This window comes from Luteimonas sp. BLCC-B24 (genome assembly GCF_028550595.1).
GTDB lineage: Bacteria > Pseudomonadota > Gammaproteobacteria > Xanthomonadales > Xanthomonadaceae > Luteimonas.
In genome coordinates this window covers 315,133-331,287 of sequence record NZ_JAQQGN010000003.1, presented here as the reverse complement: position 1 = coordinate 331,287, position 16,155 = coordinate 315,133, and the positions used below count along the sequence as shown (strand labels likewise).

15 protein-coding genes and 1 riboswitch are annotated in these 16,155 nt (G+C 68.1%); all 15 genes read left to right on the top strand.

What is annotated here, in order from left to right; genetic code table 11:
- The first annotated feature begins 197 nt into the window (after positions 1-197).
- The 15 genes from PQS31_RS09355 to mntR all read left to right on the top strand — a co-directional run bounded on the left by PQS31_RS09355 (position 198) and on the right by mntR (position 15,550).
- Positions 198-896: a rhomboid family intramembrane serine protease gene (locus tag PQS31_RS09355; protein WP_272762443.1), complete on the top strand. Its 699-nt coding sequence runs from the start codon at positions 198-200 to the stop codon at positions 894-896.
- A gap of 106 nt (positions 897-1,002) precedes the next feature.
- Positions 1,003-1,326, top strand: coding sequence for a DUF1820 family protein (locus PQS31_RS09350; protein WP_272762442.1), 324 nt, complete (start codon positions 1,003-1,005; stop codon positions 1,324-1,326).
- A 110-nt stretch (positions 1,327-1,436) separates the two neighbouring features.
- Entirely contained in the window at positions 1,437-3,122 is a 1,686-nt protein-coding gene (locus PQS31_RS09345; protein ID WP_272762441.1) for an electron transfer flavoprotein-ubiquinone oxidoreductase, read from the top strand.
- Positions 3,123-3,504: 382 nt separating this feature from the next.
- The gene (locus tag PQS31_RS09340) at positions 3,505-4,014 is read left to right on the top strand and encodes a c-type cytochrome (RefSeq protein WP_272762440.1); all 510 of its coding nucleotides are present in this window, start codon (positions 3,505-3,507) and stop codon (positions 4,012-4,014) included.
- 88 nt (positions 4,015-4,102) lie between these two features.
- On the top strand, positions 4,103-5,833 hold the full coding sequence (locus PQS31_RS09335) for an ExeM/NucH family extracellular endonuclease (protein WP_272762439.1): 1,731 nt from the start codon (positions 4,103-4,105) through the stop codon (positions 5,831-5,833).
- A 67-nt stretch (positions 5,834-5,900) separates the two neighbouring features.
- Positions 5,901-6,569 carry an alpha/beta fold hydrolase gene (locus PQS31_RS09330; RefSeq protein ID WP_272762437.1) on the top strand — a complete coding sequence of 223 codons (669 nt, stop codon included), beginning with the start codon at positions 5,901-5,903 and terminating at the stop codon, positions 6,567-6,569.
- A gap of 70 nt (positions 6,570-6,639) precedes the next feature.
- Entirely contained in the window at positions 6,640-7,845 is a 1,206-nt protein-coding gene (zapE, locus tag PQS31_RS09325; RefSeq protein ID WP_272762436.1) for a cell division protein ZapE, read from the top strand.
- Positions 7,846-8,097: 252 nt separating this feature from the next.
- A riboswitch (cobalamin riboswitch) is annotated at positions 8,098-8,312 on the top strand.
- 183 nt (positions 8,313-8,495) lie between these two features.
- Positions 8,496-10,985: a ribonucleoside-diphosphate reductase subunit alpha gene (locus tag PQS31_RS09320; RefSeq protein ID WP_272762435.1), complete on the top strand. Its 2,490-nt coding sequence runs from the start codon at positions 8,496-8,498 to the stop codon at positions 10,983-10,985.
- Between the two features lie 174 nt (positions 10,986-11,159).
- Positions 11,160-12,209 (top strand): ribonucleotide-diphosphate reductase subunit beta, encoded by a 1,050-nt coding sequence (locus PQS31_RS09315; protein WP_272762434.1) that lies wholly within the window; start codon positions 11,160-11,162, stop codon positions 12,207-12,209.
- A gap of 41 nt (positions 12,210-12,250) precedes the next feature.
- Complete coding sequence (locus PQS31_RS09310) at positions 12,251-12,949, top strand: DUF3800 domain-containing protein (RefSeq protein WP_272762433.1); 699 nt, start codon at positions 12,251-12,253, stop codon at positions 12,947-12,949.
- A 17-nt stretch (positions 12,950-12,966) separates the two neighbouring features.
- Positions 12,967-13,419: a hypothetical protein gene (locus PQS31_RS09305; RefSeq protein ID WP_272762432.1), complete on the top strand. Its 453-nt coding sequence runs from the start codon at positions 12,967-12,969 to the stop codon at positions 13,417-13,419.
- A 212-nt stretch (positions 13,420-13,631) separates the two neighbouring features.
- Entirely contained in the window at positions 13,632-14,126 is a 495-nt protein-coding gene (locus PQS31_RS09300; protein ID WP_272762431.1) for a flavodoxin, read from the top strand.
- Complete coding sequence (locus tag PQS31_RS09295) at positions 14,098-14,442, top strand: thioredoxin family protein (RefSeq protein WP_272762430.1); 345 nt, start codon at positions 14,098-14,100, stop codon at positions 14,440-14,442. Before PQS31_RS09300 ends, PQS31_RS09295 begins: the two co-directional genes overlap by 29 nt.
- Positions 14,442-14,846, top strand: coding sequence for an acyl-CoA thioesterase (locus tag PQS31_RS09290; RefSeq protein WP_272762429.1), 405 nt, complete (start codon positions 14,442-14,444; stop codon positions 14,844-14,846). Before PQS31_RS09295 ends, PQS31_RS09290 begins: the two co-directional genes overlap by 1 nt.
- Positions 14,847-15,037: 191 nt before the next feature.
- On the top strand, positions 15,038-15,550 hold the full coding sequence (mntR, locus tag PQS31_RS09285) for a manganese-binding transcriptional regulator MntR (RefSeq protein WP_272762428.1): 513 nt from the start codon (positions 15,038-15,040) through the stop codon (positions 15,548-15,550).
- Positions 15,551-16,155: the final 605 nt, after the last annotated feature.

Below are 16,155 nucleotides of genomic sequence, written 5' to 3'. Positions count from 1 at the left end.
GTGTGGTTGCTCCGCCGGACGTGACCAGGCCCCCTTGCGTCGTCGTCGCCTGTCGGAATTCCCCTCCCGAACGCGCGCAGCGGGGCGGATGATACCGTACGTGCCCGTCTGGACCCGTGCTGCGCTGCGGCATTTTCCACGCGTCGGCATGCCGGGTTTTGCCGCGCCGTCCGTCCCGTCCGACAATGGCCGCCACGATGTTCATTTCCGTTCCCCGACGCCGCGACCAGGCCCCGTTCCGCTGGGCCGTGCCGATGCTGTGCGCGCTGTTGTGGGCAGCCTTCCTGTGGGCGCTGACCCGCTCGGCCACCGACCAGTACGCCTTGCTGCTGGACTGGGGCGCGCTGTACGGCACGCCGGTGGGCACCGACGGCGTGCAGGTGAACTGGCTCGATCCCGGGCCGTGGCTGCGCCTGTTCACGGCGCTGTTCCTGCATGCCGACTGGGCGCATCTGCTCGGCAACCTGGTGTTCCTGCTGATCTTCGGCCTGCCGGCCGAGCGGCTGATGGGCGCCTGGCGGCTGTTGCTCCTGTTCCTGGTCGGCGGCGCGCTGGCGAACCTGGCCGCGGTGCTGGTGATCGGCGCACCCGACCGGCTGATCATCGGCGCGAGCGGCGCGGTGTCGGCGCTGATCGGCGCGTATCTGGCGCTGTTCCCGCGCGCGCGGCTCGGCGTCGTGGTGCCGCTGGGCCTGTTCCTGGAATTCGTGCGCGCCCCGGCCTCGCTGCTGATCGGCATCTGGGCGGTGCTGCAGGTGTTCTTCGCCTACATCGGCCCGGCCTACGGCGCCGTCGCCTGGGCCGCGCACGTGGCCGGCTTCCTGTTCGGCGTGGTCTTCGCCCTGCTCTCGCGCCATGCGATCGGGCAACGGCTGCGGCGGCTGAAGGGGTACTGAGGGCCGGGATTCGGGCGTCGGGATTGGGGATTTGCAGCAGCGACTCCATGCAGCGTCTTCGAATCCCGCCTCCCGAATCCCCAATCCCGGCTTCTACAATTGCGCCATGACCCCCAAGACCCTGCACAAGATCACCTTCCTCAGCCACGGCAAGATCTACGCGCTGTACGCGCGGCGGGTGGAGAGCGGGCGGCTGTGGGGCTTCGTCGAGGTGTCGGATCTGGTGTTCGACGTGCACGAGGGGCTGGTGGTCGATCCGACCGAGGAACGCCTGCGCGAAGAGTTCCGCGACACGCGCACGCTGCACCTGCCGATGCAGAGCGTGCTGCGGATCGAGGATGTGGAGCGCAAGGGCCAGTCGTCGATCCGCGACGCCGAATCCGGCGAGAAGGTGGTCACGCCGTTCCCGCTGCCCGCGCGCCCGCGCTGATCCGTGCGGGCCGAGGCCCGCGCTAAACTCCGACGCCCACGCGGCCGTCGCATCGCGATTGCGATGCTCGACGCACGCCCCGTCACCCAGGCTCACCGCCCAAGGCAACGATGACGACACCCCAGGAACTGCTCGACACCCACGGCCCGCGCGAATCGATGGAGTACGACGTCGTCGTCGTGGGCGCAGGCCCCGGCGGCCTGTCGACCGCGATCCGGCTCAAGCAGCTGGCGGCCGACGCCGGGCGCGAGGTCTCGGTGTGCGTGCTGGAGAAGGGCTCCGAGCCGGGCGCGCACATTCTCTCGGGCGCGATCATCGACCCGCGTGCCCTCACCGAACTGATTCCCGACTGGAAGGAAAAGGGCGCGCCGCTCAAGCAGGCGGTCACGCGCGATGAATTCCTGTTCCTCGACGAAACCGGCGCGAAGTCCACGCCGGCGTTCTTCCTGCCCGACTGCTTCAAGAACCACGGCAACTACATCGTCAGCCTGGGCGCGGTCACGCGCTGGCTGGCGACGCAGGCCGAAGCGCTGGGCGTGGAGATCTTTCCGGGCTTCGCCGCGGCCGAGGTGCTGTACGCCGACGACGGCCGCGTGCGCGGCGTCGCCACCGGCAACCTCGGCATCGGCAAGGACGGGCAGCCGACCGCGGAATTCCAGCTCGGCATGGAACTGCTGGCCAAGTACACGATCTTCGCCGAAGGCTCGCGCGGGCAGCTCGGCCGGGAACTGATCGCGAAGTTCGCGCTCGACGAGGGCCGCGATCCGCAGAGCTACGGCATCGGCATCAAGGAGCTGTGGCAGGTCGATCCGGCGAAGCACGAGCCGGGGCTGGTGGTGCACACCGCCGGCTGGCCGCTGACCGACGACACCTACGGTGGCTCGTTCCTGTACCACGCCGAGGACGGCAAGGTCGCGATCGGCCTGGTGGTCGGGCTCGACTACCGGAATCCGTGGCTGAGCCCGTTCGAGGAGTTCCAGCGCTTCAAGACGCATCCTGCGATCCGCAAATATCTCGAAGGCGGCACCCGCATCGGCTACGGCGCGCGCTCGATCACCGCCGGCGGCCTGCTGTCGATCCCGAAGCTGGTGTTCCCCGGCGGCGCCTTCGTCGGCTGCGAGGCCGGCACGCTCAACGCCAGTCGCATCAAGGGCAGCCACGCCGCGATCAAGACCGGCATGCTCGCCGCCGAGGCCGCCTTCGCCGCACTCGGCGAAGACCGCGGCGGCGACGAGCTCACCGCGTATCCGGCCGCATTCGAGTCGAGCTGGCTGCACGCCGAGCTGTCGCAGGCCAAGAACTTCAAGCAGTGGTTCAAGAAGGGCCGCACCACCGCGACGCTGATGACCGGCATCGAACAGTGGCTGCTGCCCAGGCTCGGCATGCGCGTGCCGCCGTGGACGATCCACCGCGACAGGCCCGATCACGCCTGCCTCGAGCCGGCGGCGCAGCACGCGAAGATCGACTATCCCAGGCCCGACGGCGTGCTGACCTTCGACCGCCTGAGCTCGGTGTACCTGTCGAGCACCAATCACGACGAGGACCAGCCGGCCCACCTCACGCTGAAGGATGCGTCGGTGCCGGTCGACGTGAACCTGGCGACCTACGCCGGCCCCGAGGCGCGCTACTGCCCGGCCGCGGTCTACGAATACCTCGACGGCCCCGACGGCCCGTTCCTGCGGATCAACGCGCAGAACTGCGTGCACTGCAAGACCTGCGACATCAAGGATCCCACCCAGAACATCGTCTGGGTCGCACCGCAGGGCGGCGGCGGACCGAACTACGCCGGCATGTGAGGCGTCGCCGGCGCGCGCGCAGGGGCGCACGGCTCGCCTCGCACGCGCTGCGGCCCTCGGGGGCGGCGCTCGGTCGGCCGTGGCCCCTCGCCCGCGCCGCCGCGCGATCAGGCACGGATGTCCCGCGTGCGACGCGCCTCCGCGCCCCCACCATCGCGCCCGCGTCGCAGGACCGCGTTCCGTGAGCGCACGTCGGCCGCCGGCACCGCGCGCGATGGGGGCGCCGCGGCAGTCGTGCGCATGCCGAGGCATGCGGCCGAGGCCCGGCCACGAGGCGGCGCCGCGCGGTCCGACCGTGCCCGCGTGGCCGCAGCATTCTTGAAACCCTGCCCGTATACTCGGCCGCAGCTGTGGCCGAGGGCCATGCCGCCAAGGGTGTTTCGTGCGTAATTACGATCTCGAATTCCTCAAGCGTTTCTCGCTGGTGCTGGTGTTTCTGTCCATCGTCACCCTGGGCCTCATCATCGGTGCCTGGTTCCTGCACAAGTCGGTGCCCACCGAAACGCCGCCGAACGTGGCCAAGCGCACCGAAGCGCGGATCGCGCCCGTCGGCGCGGTGTACGCCGGCGCCACCGGCGCCGCGGCGCAGGCGGCGGCCACTGCCGCGGCCGCAGCCGCCGCGCAGTCCGCCTACGGCGGCACGCTCGACGGCGCGGTGATCTACCAGAACCTCTGCGCGGGCTGCCACACCTCGGGCGCCGGCGGCGCGCCGACACTCGATCACCAGCACTGGGATGCCCGCATCGCCCAGGGCACCGAAACCCTGTACCGGCACTCGATCGAGGGCTTCACCGGCGCCGCCGGTGTGATGCCGGCGCGCGGCGGCAACCCGGCGCTCAACGACGAGCAGATGCACGCCGCCGTCGACTGGATGATCGACAACCTCAAATAACTGCGCGCGGGCCTTTCGCCCGTCGTGGACGCCGCCTTCCGGGGCGGCGGCGTCGTATCAGGCCTCCGGGCCGCTGGAGATGTGCCCGATGTCGCTGCCCCGCCCCGCCTCCCGTCTACTGCCCGGTCTGCTCGCCTGCGCCCTGCTCGCCGCCTGCCGCGCGACCGCGCCCGCCGCACCGGCGGTCGTCGATGCCTCACCGGTCGTCGATGCGCCGGCCCTGGCGGCGCGCGAGGCCGTCATCGAGGGCCGGGTGACCGGCGCGTTCGCCGAGGGTTTGGGCGGCTGGTTCCTGCAGTCGGCGACGCCGGGCCGTGACCAGCCCGCAGCGGTGTTCGTCGAAACCGTCGACGGCATGCCCGCGCCTGCGGCCGGTGCCCACGTGCGGGTGAGCGGCACGTTGCGCAGCCTCGATCGCGTGCCCACCCTGCAGCCGGCCCGCATCGACACGCTCACCGCGCCGGCACCGACGCTGGCGCCGTTGCGTCTGGCCAGCGCGCCCGGCGACTGGTCGCGGCTGGCCGGACAGTGGGTGCGGATCGAAGCGCCCTTGACCGTCAGCGGCCAGCACGAGCGCGCGACCCGCGGCACCCTGGTCACCAGTGTCGACGGACGGCTCTACGTGCCCACGGAGATCGCCTGGCCCGGCGTCCAGGCGGCGATGGTGCAGGCCGCGAACGACAGCCGCCGCGTCCTGATCGACGACGGCCGCAATGACGCACCGGCCGACGGCGTGCCCTGGTACCTGCCCGAGACCGCGCGCGCCCTGCGCAGCGGCAGCGTGCTGACCGGCGTCGAAGGCATCGTCGATCACCGCCACGGCGCCTGGCGCCTGCAGCTCACCGCGCCCGTGCAGGTGCAGCCCGCGCCGCGCCCCGCCCCGCCGCAGGTGCCGGGCGACGTGCGCATCGCCGCGTTCAATCTCGAGAACCTGTTCAACGGCGACGGGCGCGGCGGCGGCTTTCCGACCGCGCGCGGCGCCGAAACGCCGGCCCAGTACGCGCGTCAGCTCGAGGGCCTGGTGGCGACGATCACCGCGCTCGACGTCGACGTGGCCGCGCTGATGGAACTCGAGAACGACGGCTACGACGCCGCGTCCAGCCTCGCCCAACTGGTCGATGCGCTCAACGCCGCCGGTCCGGCGCGCGACTGGCGCTTCGTCGACGCGGGCACGGGGCCGGGCACGGACGCGATCCGCGTGGGCCTGATCTACCGGGCCACGCGCGTGCAGCCGAAGGGCGCCGCGGCCACGCTCGGCGGCGGCCCGTTTGCGCGTTACAGCCGGGCGCCGCTGGCCCAGGCCTTCGTGCCCGTGCGCGGCGGCCGGCCCGACGGCGCGGACTTCAGCGTCGTCGCCGTGCACTTCAAATCCAAGGGCTGCGGCAACGCCGACGGGGCCGATGCCGACACCGGCGACGGCCAGGCCTGCTGGAACGCCACGCGCACCGAATCGGCGCGCCGCCTGCTGGAATGGCTGGCGACGGCGCCCACCGGCGCCGGCGAGCGCGTGGCGGTGGTCGGCGATTTCAACGCCTACGCCCGCGAGGATCCGCTGCGCCTGTTCTACGACGCCGGCTGGCGCGACCCCTTCGCCGCGGGTCCGGACGCGCCGGCACACAGTTTCGTCTTCAACGGTCAGGCCGGACGACTGGACCACGCGCTGCTGAGCCGGGCGCTGGCCGCGCGCGTGGTCGGCGCGGCGAAGTGGCACACCAATGCCGACGAACCGGACGACATGCGCGCGCGCGAGGCGAGCGGCCCGTGGCGCAGCTCGGATCACGACCCGCTGGTGGTGGGCCTGAAGCTGCGCGGCCGCTGACGGCCGGGGCCGCGTACGGCGTGCGCAATGCACGGCTCCGTCGCGAACGCCCCGGTATCATGCGCACATGACGTCCCCCACGTTCCCCACCGAATCCGGGCCGCTGACGCTCGCCGGCCCCGTCGGCGACCTCGAGGCCATCGTCGACCTGCCCGAGGCCGACGTCGATGCCCGTCCACTGGTCGCCGTCGTCTGCCATCCGCTGCCCACCGAGGGCGGCACCATGCACAACAAGGTCGTCACCATGGCCGCGCGCGCATTGCGCGAGCTCGGCGCGGCCACGGTGCGTTTCAACTTCCGCGGCACCGGCGCGTCCGCCGGCACCTACGATGCGGGCGAGGGCGAAACCGCCGACCTCGCCGCCGTGGTCGAATGGGTGCGCCGCGAGCGGCCGGGCCATGCGCTGTGGCTGGCCGGTTTCAGCTTCGGCGCCTACGTGTCGCTGCGCGCGAGCGAGGCCTTGCAGCCCGACGGACTGATCTCGATCGCACCGCCGGCCGGGCGCTGGGACTTCGACGCGATCGTGCTGCCGCGCTGCCCGTGGCTGGTGATCCAGGGCGAGGCCGACGAGATCGTCGATCCCGAAGCGGTCTACCACTGGCTCGACGACAGCGGCGCCGACGCCGAGCTGGTGCGCATGCCCGACACCAGCCATTTCTTCCATCGCAAGCTGATGGACCTGCGCGGCGCACTGAAGAACGGCGTGCGCACCTGGCTGCCGGACCCGGCCGCCTGATGCGGCCGCCTCGTGCTCCGGGCGCGGCCGTTGCCGCGCCGCACATCCGCGCCGCGCGGATGCCTGCGCGATGAGCGACACCGCCCTGCCCTCGCAGCGCTATGCCGAGGGCGTCGCGCGCGGCGACTGGCAGGAGGATCCGGCCCAGCGCCCGGCCCTGGTCGAACTCGACCGCCTGCATCGCGCATTGACCCTGCCGCCGACGCGCGGCGGCCTGCTCGGACGCCTGCTGGGCCGCGATGCCGCCGGTGACGCGCCGCCCGGGCTGTACCTGTGGGGCGGCGTGGGTCGCGGCAAGACGTTCATGATCGACCTGTTCCACGACGGCCTGCCGATGGGCGTGCTCCGGCCCGAACGCCCCGGCGAGGGCGGCGCGGACGTGACCGCGGCCAAGGCGCGCAAGGACCCTGCGCGCCACGCGACGCCCGACCCGCGGCTCGGCCGCAAGCGCCGCACCCACTTCCACCGCTTCATGCGCGAGGTCCACGAGGCGCTGCGCACGCATGCAGGCGAGCGTGATCCGCTGGCGGCGATCGTCCGCGGCTGGCGCGATGCGGGCCTGCGCGTGCTGGTGCTCGACGAGTTCTTCGTCAGCGACATCGGCGATGCGATGCTGCTCGCGCGGCTGCTCGAGCGCATGTTCGCCGACGGCATCGTGCTGGTGACCAGCTCCAACGTCGACCCGCAGGATCTCTACAAGGACGGCCTGCAGCGCGTGCGCTTCCTGCCGGCGATCGCGCTGGTCCAGCGCCACTGCCACGTCGTGTTTCTCGAAAGCGACACCGACTACCGCATGCGCGCCCTGACCCGCTCGCCGGTCTACCGCACGCCGCTCGACGCCGGTGCCGACGCCTGGCTGGACACGCGCTGGCACGAACTCGGCGGCGACGACGACCACCGCGATGCCGGCATCGAGATCGACTGCCGGCGCATCGCGGTGCGCGCACGCTGCACCGGCATGGCGTGGTTCGATTTCGACGCGCTGTGCGAAGGCCCGCGCGGCGCCAGCGATTACATCCACATCGCCACCGAGTTCCACACCGTGCTGCTGGGCGGCATTCCGTGCATGGACGCCACCCGCGACGACGCCGCGCGCCGCTTCGTCACCCTGATCGACGAGCTCTACGACCGCCACGTCAACCTGGTCTGCACCGCCGCCGTCGAACCGCCGCAGCTCTACACGGGCGAACGCCTCACCGGCGCCTTCGAACGCACCGCCTCCCGGCTGATCGAGATGCGCAGCACCGAGTATCTGACCCGCGAACACCGCGGTTGAGTCCGGGCCGGCCGCGCGCTCCGGCGAACGCTCCGGATGAAACGCCCGACCCCGCGCTGCGGCGTCGCCGCGTCCCGCACCCCCCCGCCTGGGGGTGTCCGGATTGCATGAACAGGCCGCGCGGGGCTTGCATCGCGCAGCCCGATGCGCATGCCCAAGGCGGCATCAGGGGCTTGACGAACCGGAAATGCGGGCGCCACGGGGCCTGCCGCGTCTTCACAAGATTTAGCGTTGACCCCGCCCGAACACCCCACTATCTTGGGCCACGTCGGTTCCGCGCCCCCAGGGCGACGGATTAAAACGGGAAGCCGGTGACGCCCTCGAGGCCAGTCCGGCACTGCCCCGCAGCGGTGATTGGGAACGAACCCGCCATCAGCACTGGAGCGATCCGGGAAGCGGCGGGCGAGGAGAAGGCGTCGCCTTCGCGCCCATGAGTCCGAAGACCTGCCGACAGCCGCGCGAATGCACGCCGCGCGGTGCTGGCTGCAGCCGCTCCGTGGGGAGCGGGCTTGCGGAGCAGGCGCGATGACGCACGGCGTCCGATCGCGGCCCCTGCGACGCCGCCCGTCGATCCTCGGACACGACCGCAGCCGCCGGACCCGATGCGGGCGGGCCGGGGGTGTGCGCGCATGCACGGAGAGAGAGACCAGATGACCAGCCAGGACACCGTCGCGACCACTGCACCGGCCGCCGCAGACGCCACCCCCGCCGCCACCGCGCCCCCTGTTTCGCCCACGCCGCCCACCGTCGAGCCCGACGACGTGGTGCCGCCGCCCCCGAGTGCCGCCATGAACACCGCGATTGCCGAAACACCCGACGCCGACGCCGGCGTCTCCACCTGGATCACCAAGGAAGCCGGCAATCGCCGGATTCCCTACGACCGCGCGCGCCTGGAGCGCAGCATCGACCGCACCCATGCCGAGTTCCCGCAGCTCGACATCGCCGACTACAAGCGCAGCGTGTTCGGCTTCGTCGAGCGCAAGGAGGCCGTCAACGCCGACGACCTCACCGACCACCTGATCCGCGAGGCCGAGGCCCGCGTCGACGTCACCGCGCCGGAGTGGGAATTCTTCGCCGCCCGCCTGTACCTGCACCGCCTGTACAAGCGCGCCAGCCGCAACCGCTTCTACGACGCCGAGCAGAAGTACGGCTCCTACGTCGGCCTGCAGGAATCGCTGGCCGACCGCAACATCTATTCCAACGACATCCTGCGCGCCTACTCCAAGGAAGAGCTGCAGGAAGCCGGCCGCATGATCGACGCCGAGCGCGACAAGCTGTTCGCCTACAACGGCCTGTACCTGCTGGCCACGCGGTATCTGGCCACCGACACCTCGCGCGCCGTGTTCGAACTGCCGCAGGAGCGCTGGCTCACCATCGCGCTGTACCTGATGCAGAACGAGACCAAGGGCGGCCGCGAGCGCCGCATGCAGCTCGTCGGCGAGGCCTACTGGGCGCTGTCGAACCTGTACATGACCGTGGCCACGCCGACGCTGCAGAACGCCGGCAAGGTCGGCGGCCAGCTCTCCTCGTGCTTCATCGACACCGTCGACGATTCGCTGCAGGGCATCTACGACTCCAACACCGACATCGCCCGCGTCTCCAAGGGCGGCGGCGGCGTGGGCGCGTACATGGGCTACGTGCGCTCCAGCGGTTCGGCCATCCGCGGCGTGCCCAATTCCTCGGGCGGCGTGGTGCCGTGGATCAAGCAGCTCAACAACACCGCCGTGTCGGTGGACCAGCTGGGCCAGCGCAAGGGCGCGGTCGCGGTGTACCTCGACGTGTGGCACCGCGACATCGAGAACTTCCTCGACCTGCGGCTCAACAACGGTGACCAGCGCCTGCGCGCGCACGACGTGTTTACCTCGATCTGCATCCCCGATCTCTTCATGGAAGCGGTCGAGCGTCGCGGCGACTGGTACCTGTTCGACCCGCACGAGGTCCATCGCGTGAAGGGCTTCTACCTGCAGGACTTCTTCGACGAGAAGAAGGGCGACCCCAACGGCAGCTTCCGCAAGCGCTACGAGGAGGTGGTCGCCGACGAGCGCATCAGCCGCAAGACGGTCAAGGCGATCGACATCTTCAAGCGGATCATGGTCTCGCAGCTCGAGACCGGGAATCCCTTCATGTTCTACCGCGACGAGGTGAACCGGAAGAACCCGAACAAGCACGTCGGCCGCGTGTACTCGTCGAACCTCTGCACCGAGATCCTGCAGAACATGAGCCCGACGAAGATGATGCAGGAGATCATCTCCGGCAATCAGATCGTCACCACCAAGCAGGCCGGCGACTTCGTCGTCTGCAACCTGTCGTCGGTGAACCTGGGCCGCGCCGTGGTGCCGCAGCAGGGCCAGGGCGACCTGATCACCGACGTGCTCGAGCGCCTGATCCCGATCCAGGTGCGCATGCTCGACAACGTGATCGATCTCAACCAGCTGCCCGTGCCGCAGGCCACGATCACCAACCAGAAGTACCGCGCGATCGGCCTGGGCACGTTCGGCTGGCACCACCTGCTGGCGCAGAAGGGCATCCACTGGAACGAGAAGGACGCCGAGGACTTCAGCGATGCGCTCTACGAGCGCATCAACTTCCTCACCGTGCAGGCCAGCATGGAACTCGCCAAGGAAAAGGGCGCCTACCCGGTGTTCGCCGGCAGCGACTGGCACACCGGCGCGTACTTCAGTGATCGCAACTACAACTCGCCCGAGTGGCTGGACCTGGCCGCGCAGGTCGGCGTCAACGGCATGCGCAACGGCTGGCTGATGGCGGTCGCGCCGAACATGTCCACCGCGCAGATCGCCGGCTCCACCGCGTCGATCGACCCGATCTACTCCGCGTTCTACTACGAGGAGAAGAAGGACTACCGCCGCCCGGTCGCCGCGCCCGGCCTGTCGCTGGAGACCTGGCCCTACTACGAGAAGGGCGCCTACAAGGTGGACCAGTTCGCCTCGGTGCGCCAGAACGCGCGTCGCCAGCGCCACGTCGACCAGGCGATCAGCTTCAACCTCTACGTGCCCAGCACCATCCGCGCGAGCACGCTGCTGGAGCTGCACATGACCGCATGGCGGGAGGGCATCAAGACCACGTATTACGTGCGCTCCAACGACATCGATATCGCCGAGTGCGAGTGGTGTTCGAGCTAAGCGCATTCGCGCTTCGCTCCCCACGGTTTGCATTGCAAACCGTGGGCCCCGTCTCACCAGCATCCACACCCCGCGCCTTCGGCGCACCCCCTGACTCAGGGGGGCTTTCCTCCAGATTGAATCGCCGCGTCGAATCGTGATTCGGGGCGCGGCACCGGAATACGAGAAGCAACCATGGCCGTTACGTCCACCCCGCTCGACCGCATCAAGATCCTCGAGCCGCGTCATCCCAACCGCTCCACCGGCATCATCAACGGCCAGACCAGCGGCATCCTCAACTGGAACGACATTCCGTATCCGTCGTTCTATCGCGCCTACAAGGAACTCTCGACCAACTTCTGGATTCCGGACGAGGTCGACATGAAGGGCGACGCCAAACAGTACGGCGAGCTCTCGGCGCGCGAGAAGAACGCCTACGATTCGATCATCGGCCTGCTGGCCACGCTGGATTCGCCGCAGACGCGCTTCATCTACAACGTCGCCGAATACATCACCGACCCGGCCGCGCACGCCAACGCCGCGATCATCGGCCAGCAGGAAGTGATCCACAACGAGAGCTACAGCTACGTGCTGGCCTCGATCACCGGCCTGGCCGACCAGAACCGCGTGTTCGAACTCGCGCGCACGCATCCCACGATCATCGCGCGCAACCAGCCGATCATGGATTCGTACAACGACTTCATGCGCGAGCGCTCGGCCGAAACGCTGATCCGCTCGCTGGTGCAGTCGTCGATCCTTGAAGGCATCAACTTCTATTCCGGCTTCGCCTACTTCTACAACCTGGTCCGGCAGAACCGGATGACCGGCACCGGCAAGATCATCAGCTTCATCAACCGCGACGAGCTGGCGCACAGCAAGTTCATCAGCGAACTGATCCGCGCCATCGTCGGCGAGAACCAGAACCTCCAGGGCGACGAACTCACCGAATACGTGCACACGGCCTTCGAGCACGCGATCGAACTCGAAACACGCTGGACGAGCGAAGTGCTCGACGGCATCGACGGCATCGACGTCGACGAGATGGTCCGCTACGTGAAGTACCGCGCCAACAAGATGGCCGGCATGCTGGGTATCGAGAAGCTCTACAGCGAATCGAACGAGAACGTGATGCCGTGGATCAAGGCCTACGCCGACAACTTCACCGAGACGAAGACGGACTTCTTCGAGATGCGGAATGCGTCGTACAAGAAGACGAATTCGGATAACGGGTTCGACGATCTCTAAGAGCTTCTGTAACTCAGTCCGCTAACGACCTGCGAGACCCTATGAGATTTGAAGTGTACTGCGATGAGGCGAATCCAGACGTCCTGACGTCTTCGAATCCGCGCGCGCGCTATCTCATGATCGGAAGTCTTTGGCTTCCACAAGAGGTTCGGAATGAGCTTAAGTTGCGAATTAGCGACCTTCGGAAGCGACATGAAGCATGGGGCGAGATCAAATGGAGCAAAGTTTCTCCCAATCGCCGCGACTTTTACATAGAGCTTATTGACCTCTTCTTCGCGTACGGGGAGAACCTTCGCTTTCGATGCATCGCGGTTGATCGCACCCAGCTCGATCTCTCACTACATGACGACGATGCAGAGCTAGGGTTCTATAAGTTCTATTACCAGCTTCTCCATCACTGGATCCTGGATTTCAACGACTACCGCATCTTCTGTGACGCGAAGAGCAATCGCGATTCAAAACGGCTACCTATCCTCGCTCAATGTCTATCGCGAGCAAACTTGAGCTCGAATATCGAGAGCGTTCAATCCCTACCGTCCAACGAGGTAGTACTTATTCAGATGTGTGATTTGCTGCTTGGAGCGGCAAGCAGCAAGCTCAATTCCACACTGACGCCAGGCACTGCGAAGTTTTCTGTCGTCGGCCGCATCGAGAGCGCGCTAGGTCGCGAGCTTACTCCAACTAGCAAGGGTGAGGAGAAGTTCAACCTCTTCAAAATTCGACTCAACGGGGGGTGGTGATGTCATTACCCCCGTTAGTGAAGTACGAGACCTCTGCCGAGTACCGTCAACACTACGAGCGCGTTTATTGCCGCGGGAACATCCGGACCCCGGACGAGATTCGCGTCTACTTCGATGCTAAGAAGTTCGACCACGCGTTTTACGAAAGCGTGGAGCGAGATGGCCGAAAGGAGACTTTTTCGGAAGTAAGAGCACAGCGAATCGACTGGATTCAGGCGACCCTTACGCATCCGGATGCAGTTCTGTTTCAAGGCTGGAACAAAGCAATCCGACAAGTCGACGCCACGCGCCGAGTGGCCGTGATCTATGAAGATTTCGTGGTTGTAATTGCAATGTCGTTGAAGCGCGATTCGACGCTAAAAGCCAATTTCATCACCTGCTATCAAGCAAATAGCAGCATCGGAAAGATCAGAAGCTCGCCAACTTGGTCTCGCGAGGAATGCGTCCGCTCGCTCACGAAACCGGAATAGCAGGCAAAAAAAAGCCGCTGATTCGCTACGCGGGTTCAGCGGCCGAGACCTCGATAGGTTCAAAGCCGATAGGCAGTGAACTCGAGGCGGGAGCCTATCTCAACTGCCGTTAGAGTCAAGTGCGCTTAGCACAAAGTTAGTTCCCGATAGACCGTAGAAATGTAAGTCGTTGTTTTTACAGTAAATTTCATAAGCTTTTGACAGCTGAACAGATGCGCATCCTCCTCGCCCACACATCGCTCAGCGGCAACACTCGCGATGTCGCGCGTGCGATCCATGCGCGCTGCGAGGGGCTGGGCCATGCCGTCACCTGGATCGATGCCGACATCCAGACGCTCTCCAAGGCCTGCCCGCACAGTGCAGAACACGATCTCTACATCCTCGGCAGCTGGAGCATCAACGCCGGGCGCACGCCGCCGGAGATGAAGCGCTTCATCGAGGAGCTCGTCGCCGCGGTCGGCAAGCCGGAGCGCGTGGCGGTGTTCGGCACCGGTGAGACGCAGTGGGGCGAGGAGAACTACTGCGGTGCGGCCCGGCGCATGGCCGCGTTCTTCGGCACGCGCTACCCGCGGCTGGAGATCGAACAGATGCCCCATGGCGAGCGGGACGCCATGAAGATCCAACGCTGGACCGACCACATACTTGGTATTGCCGAAACACAGATCGAGATTGCCCCCCATGCAGACACTCCACGCCTCCACGCCTGACGACTACGCCGCCGCCCTGGCCGCGCATCCGCGCCTGCTCGTCGATTACTACAAGGACGATTGCCCGGGCTGCAAGATGCTCGACATGTCGCTGGCGAAGTTCGCCGCCAGCGAAGACGCCGCCGGCCTCGCGCTGCTGAAGGTGAAGATGGAAGTGATCGGCGAGGACTTCTTCCGCAACCTGGGCCTGCGCCAGACGCCGACGCTGGCGCTGTTCAAGCACGGGGCCGAGGCTGCGCGCCTGCCGGGCTTCCAGGCACCGGGCCAGATCGCCCAGGCCGTGGGCCTGCACCTGACGACCGTGGACGCGGCTTGATGGCGCCGTTGGCCGACACGCCCAAGACCGAGGCGCGGATGCTGGAGATCGTGTTTCCCGATCACACCAACCACCTGGGCACGCTGTTCGGCGGCACCGCGCTGGCATGGATGGACAAGGCGGCCTTCATCGCCGCCTCGCGCTATGCGCGGCGCACGGTGGTGACGGCGCGGTCGGAACAGGTGGATTTCAAGCTGCCGATCAAGCAGGGCCAGCTGGTGGAGACGATCGCGCGCGTGGTCGAGGTGGGCCGCACGTCGATGCAGGTGGAGGTGGAACTGATCGCCGAAGACCTGCTCAGCGGCGAGCGCGAGCTGTGCACGCGCGGCCGCTTCGTGATGATCGCGCTCGATGCGCGCGGCCGCCCGGCCGAGGTGGCGAAACTTCCCGGAGACATCGCATGAGTGAGCTGTCGATCCTGCAGTGGATTGCGCTGGGCCTGTTCATCGGCATGGTCTGCGGCGCGGTGCTGGCCTTCTTCAACCGCAAGCGCTGAGCGGCGTTCGCGCCGGCATCCAGCGTGCGTGCGCGCCGCGCGGCGCGCGTGCATGGACGATCGGCGACAATGGCGGCTCATCCGCTTAGATTCGACGTCATGTCCGCACGCAAGGCCCTGCCCGCCGACGACACGGACCCCACCGCGCCCAAGCCCGGCCTGCCCGAGGCCAGCGTGCACGTGGAGAACTTCCGCCAGGTGCGCGAAGCGCGGCGCGCGGAGCTGGTGGAGGACTACGTCGAGCTGATCTCCGACCTCATCGCCGACAGTGGCGAGGCGCGCCAGGTCGATATCGCCGAGCGCCTGGGCGTGGCCCAGCCCACGGTGCAGCGCATGCTGCAGCGCCTGGTGCGCGACGGCCTGGTGCTGCAGAAGCCCTACCGCGGCGCGTTCCTCACCGACGCCGGTGAGCGGCTGGCGCGCGCCAGCCGCGCGCGGCACCAGACCGTGGAAGCCTTCCTGCTGGCACTGGGCGTGCCGGAGGACATCGCCCGCCGTGATGCCGAGGGCATCGAACACCACGTCAGCCCGGAAACGCTGGCGCTGTTCGAAGCCTTCGTGGCCGAGCGGCGCGCGGCCGCCGGCACCGCTGAGGGCGGCGCGTCGGCTTGAGCAAGCACGTGGCCCCGCAAATGCCGCCGCGGCGCCATGCGCGCAGCGTGGATGCGGATCCGAGGCCGTCGAGGGCGTCACGCATCACCGCGGCGGCGATCGACACGCACGAACGCGACTTCCAGGCGCCGACGGCCACTGTTCGACGCCGATGCAGCAGACGACAGACGCGCTGACTCAACGAACATGTTTCCCTGCACACGCGGGGCGTGGCGCCGGCCGCACAGGTGCCCGCTTACGGGCTGATGCGCCTGCGCACGTCGGGTCCGCGTGGCTGGCGAAGCGACAGCCCGCCGTGGACACCGTGACCGGTCCGGTGACCGAACTCGCGACGTTCCGGGTCACCGCGCCTGACGGTCGCGCCGGCGGCGCGGCGCCATGCAGCTCTGGTGCCGCGTCGGCGGCGACCTGCTGCAGCGCGATGTCGGCTGGCCCGGGATCCGGCCGGGCCAGTGCCTGCGGGTGAACTGCGAAGACGGCACGCCGCACTGACGGCGCTGTCGCCCGCGCGTGTCGTCGCGCTCAACCGAATCGCAGTGCCGACATCGACGGGCGGTGGCCGCGCGGCTCGCGTGCGGGCGCATCCGCCGCGTCCGGCCGTGCGG

What these genes read in the sequence shown, in the direction of transcription:
- PQS31_RS09345 (WP_272762441.1), top strand. Translation starts at nt 1,437, where the DNA reads ATGACGACACCCCAGGAACTGCTCGACACCCACGGCCCGCGCGAATCG.
- PQS31_RS09335 (WP_272762439.1), top strand. Translation starts at nt 4,103, where the DNA reads ATGTCGCTGCCCCGCCCCGCCTCCCGTCTACTGCCCGGTCTGCTCGCC.
- PQS31_RS09295 (WP_272762430.1), top strand. Translation starts at nt 14,098, where the DNA reads ATGCAGACACTCCACGCCTCCACGCCTGACGACTACGCCGCCGCCCTG.
- PQS31_RS09320 (WP_272762435.1), top strand. Translation starts at nt 8,496, where the DNA reads ATGACCAGCCAGGACACCGTCGCGACCACTGCACCGGCCGCCGCAGAC.
- PQS31_RS09330 (WP_272762437.1), top strand. Translation starts at nt 5,901, where the DNA reads ATGACGTCCCCCACGTTCCCCACCGAATCCGGGCCGCTGACGCTCGCC.
- zapE (WP_272762436.1), top strand. Translation starts at nt 6,640, where the DNA reads ATGAGCGACACCGCCCTGCCCTCGCAGCGCTATGCCGAGGGCGTCGCG.
- PQS31_RS09290 (WP_272762429.1), top strand. Translation starts at nt 14,442, where the DNA reads ATGGCGCCGTTGGCCGACACGCCCAAGACCGAGGCGCGGATGCTGGAG.
- PQS31_RS09355 (WP_272762443.1), top strand. Translation starts at nt 198, where the DNA reads ATGTTCATTTCCGTTCCCCGACGCCGCGACCAGGCCCCGTTCCGCTGG.
- PQS31_RS09300 (WP_272762431.1), top strand. Translation starts at nt 13,632, where the DNA reads ATGCGCATCCTCCTCGCCCACACATCGCTCAGCGGCAACACTCGCGAT.
- PQS31_RS09315 (WP_272762434.1), top strand. Translation starts at nt 11,160, where the DNA reads ATGGCCGTTACGTCCACCCCGCTCGACCGCATCAAGATCCTCGAGCCG.
- PQS31_RS09310 (WP_272762433.1), top strand. Translation starts at nt 12,251, where the DNA reads ATGAGATTTGAAGTGTACTGCGATGAGGCGAATCCAGACGTCCTGACG.
- mntR (WP_272762428.1), top strand. Translation starts at nt 15,038, where the DNA reads ATGTCCGCACGCAAGGCCCTGCCCGCCGACGACACGGACCCCACCGCG.
- PQS31_RS09350 (WP_272762442.1), top strand. Translation starts at nt 1,003, where the DNA reads ATGACCCCCAAGACCCTGCACAAGATCACCTTCCTCAGCCACGGCAAG.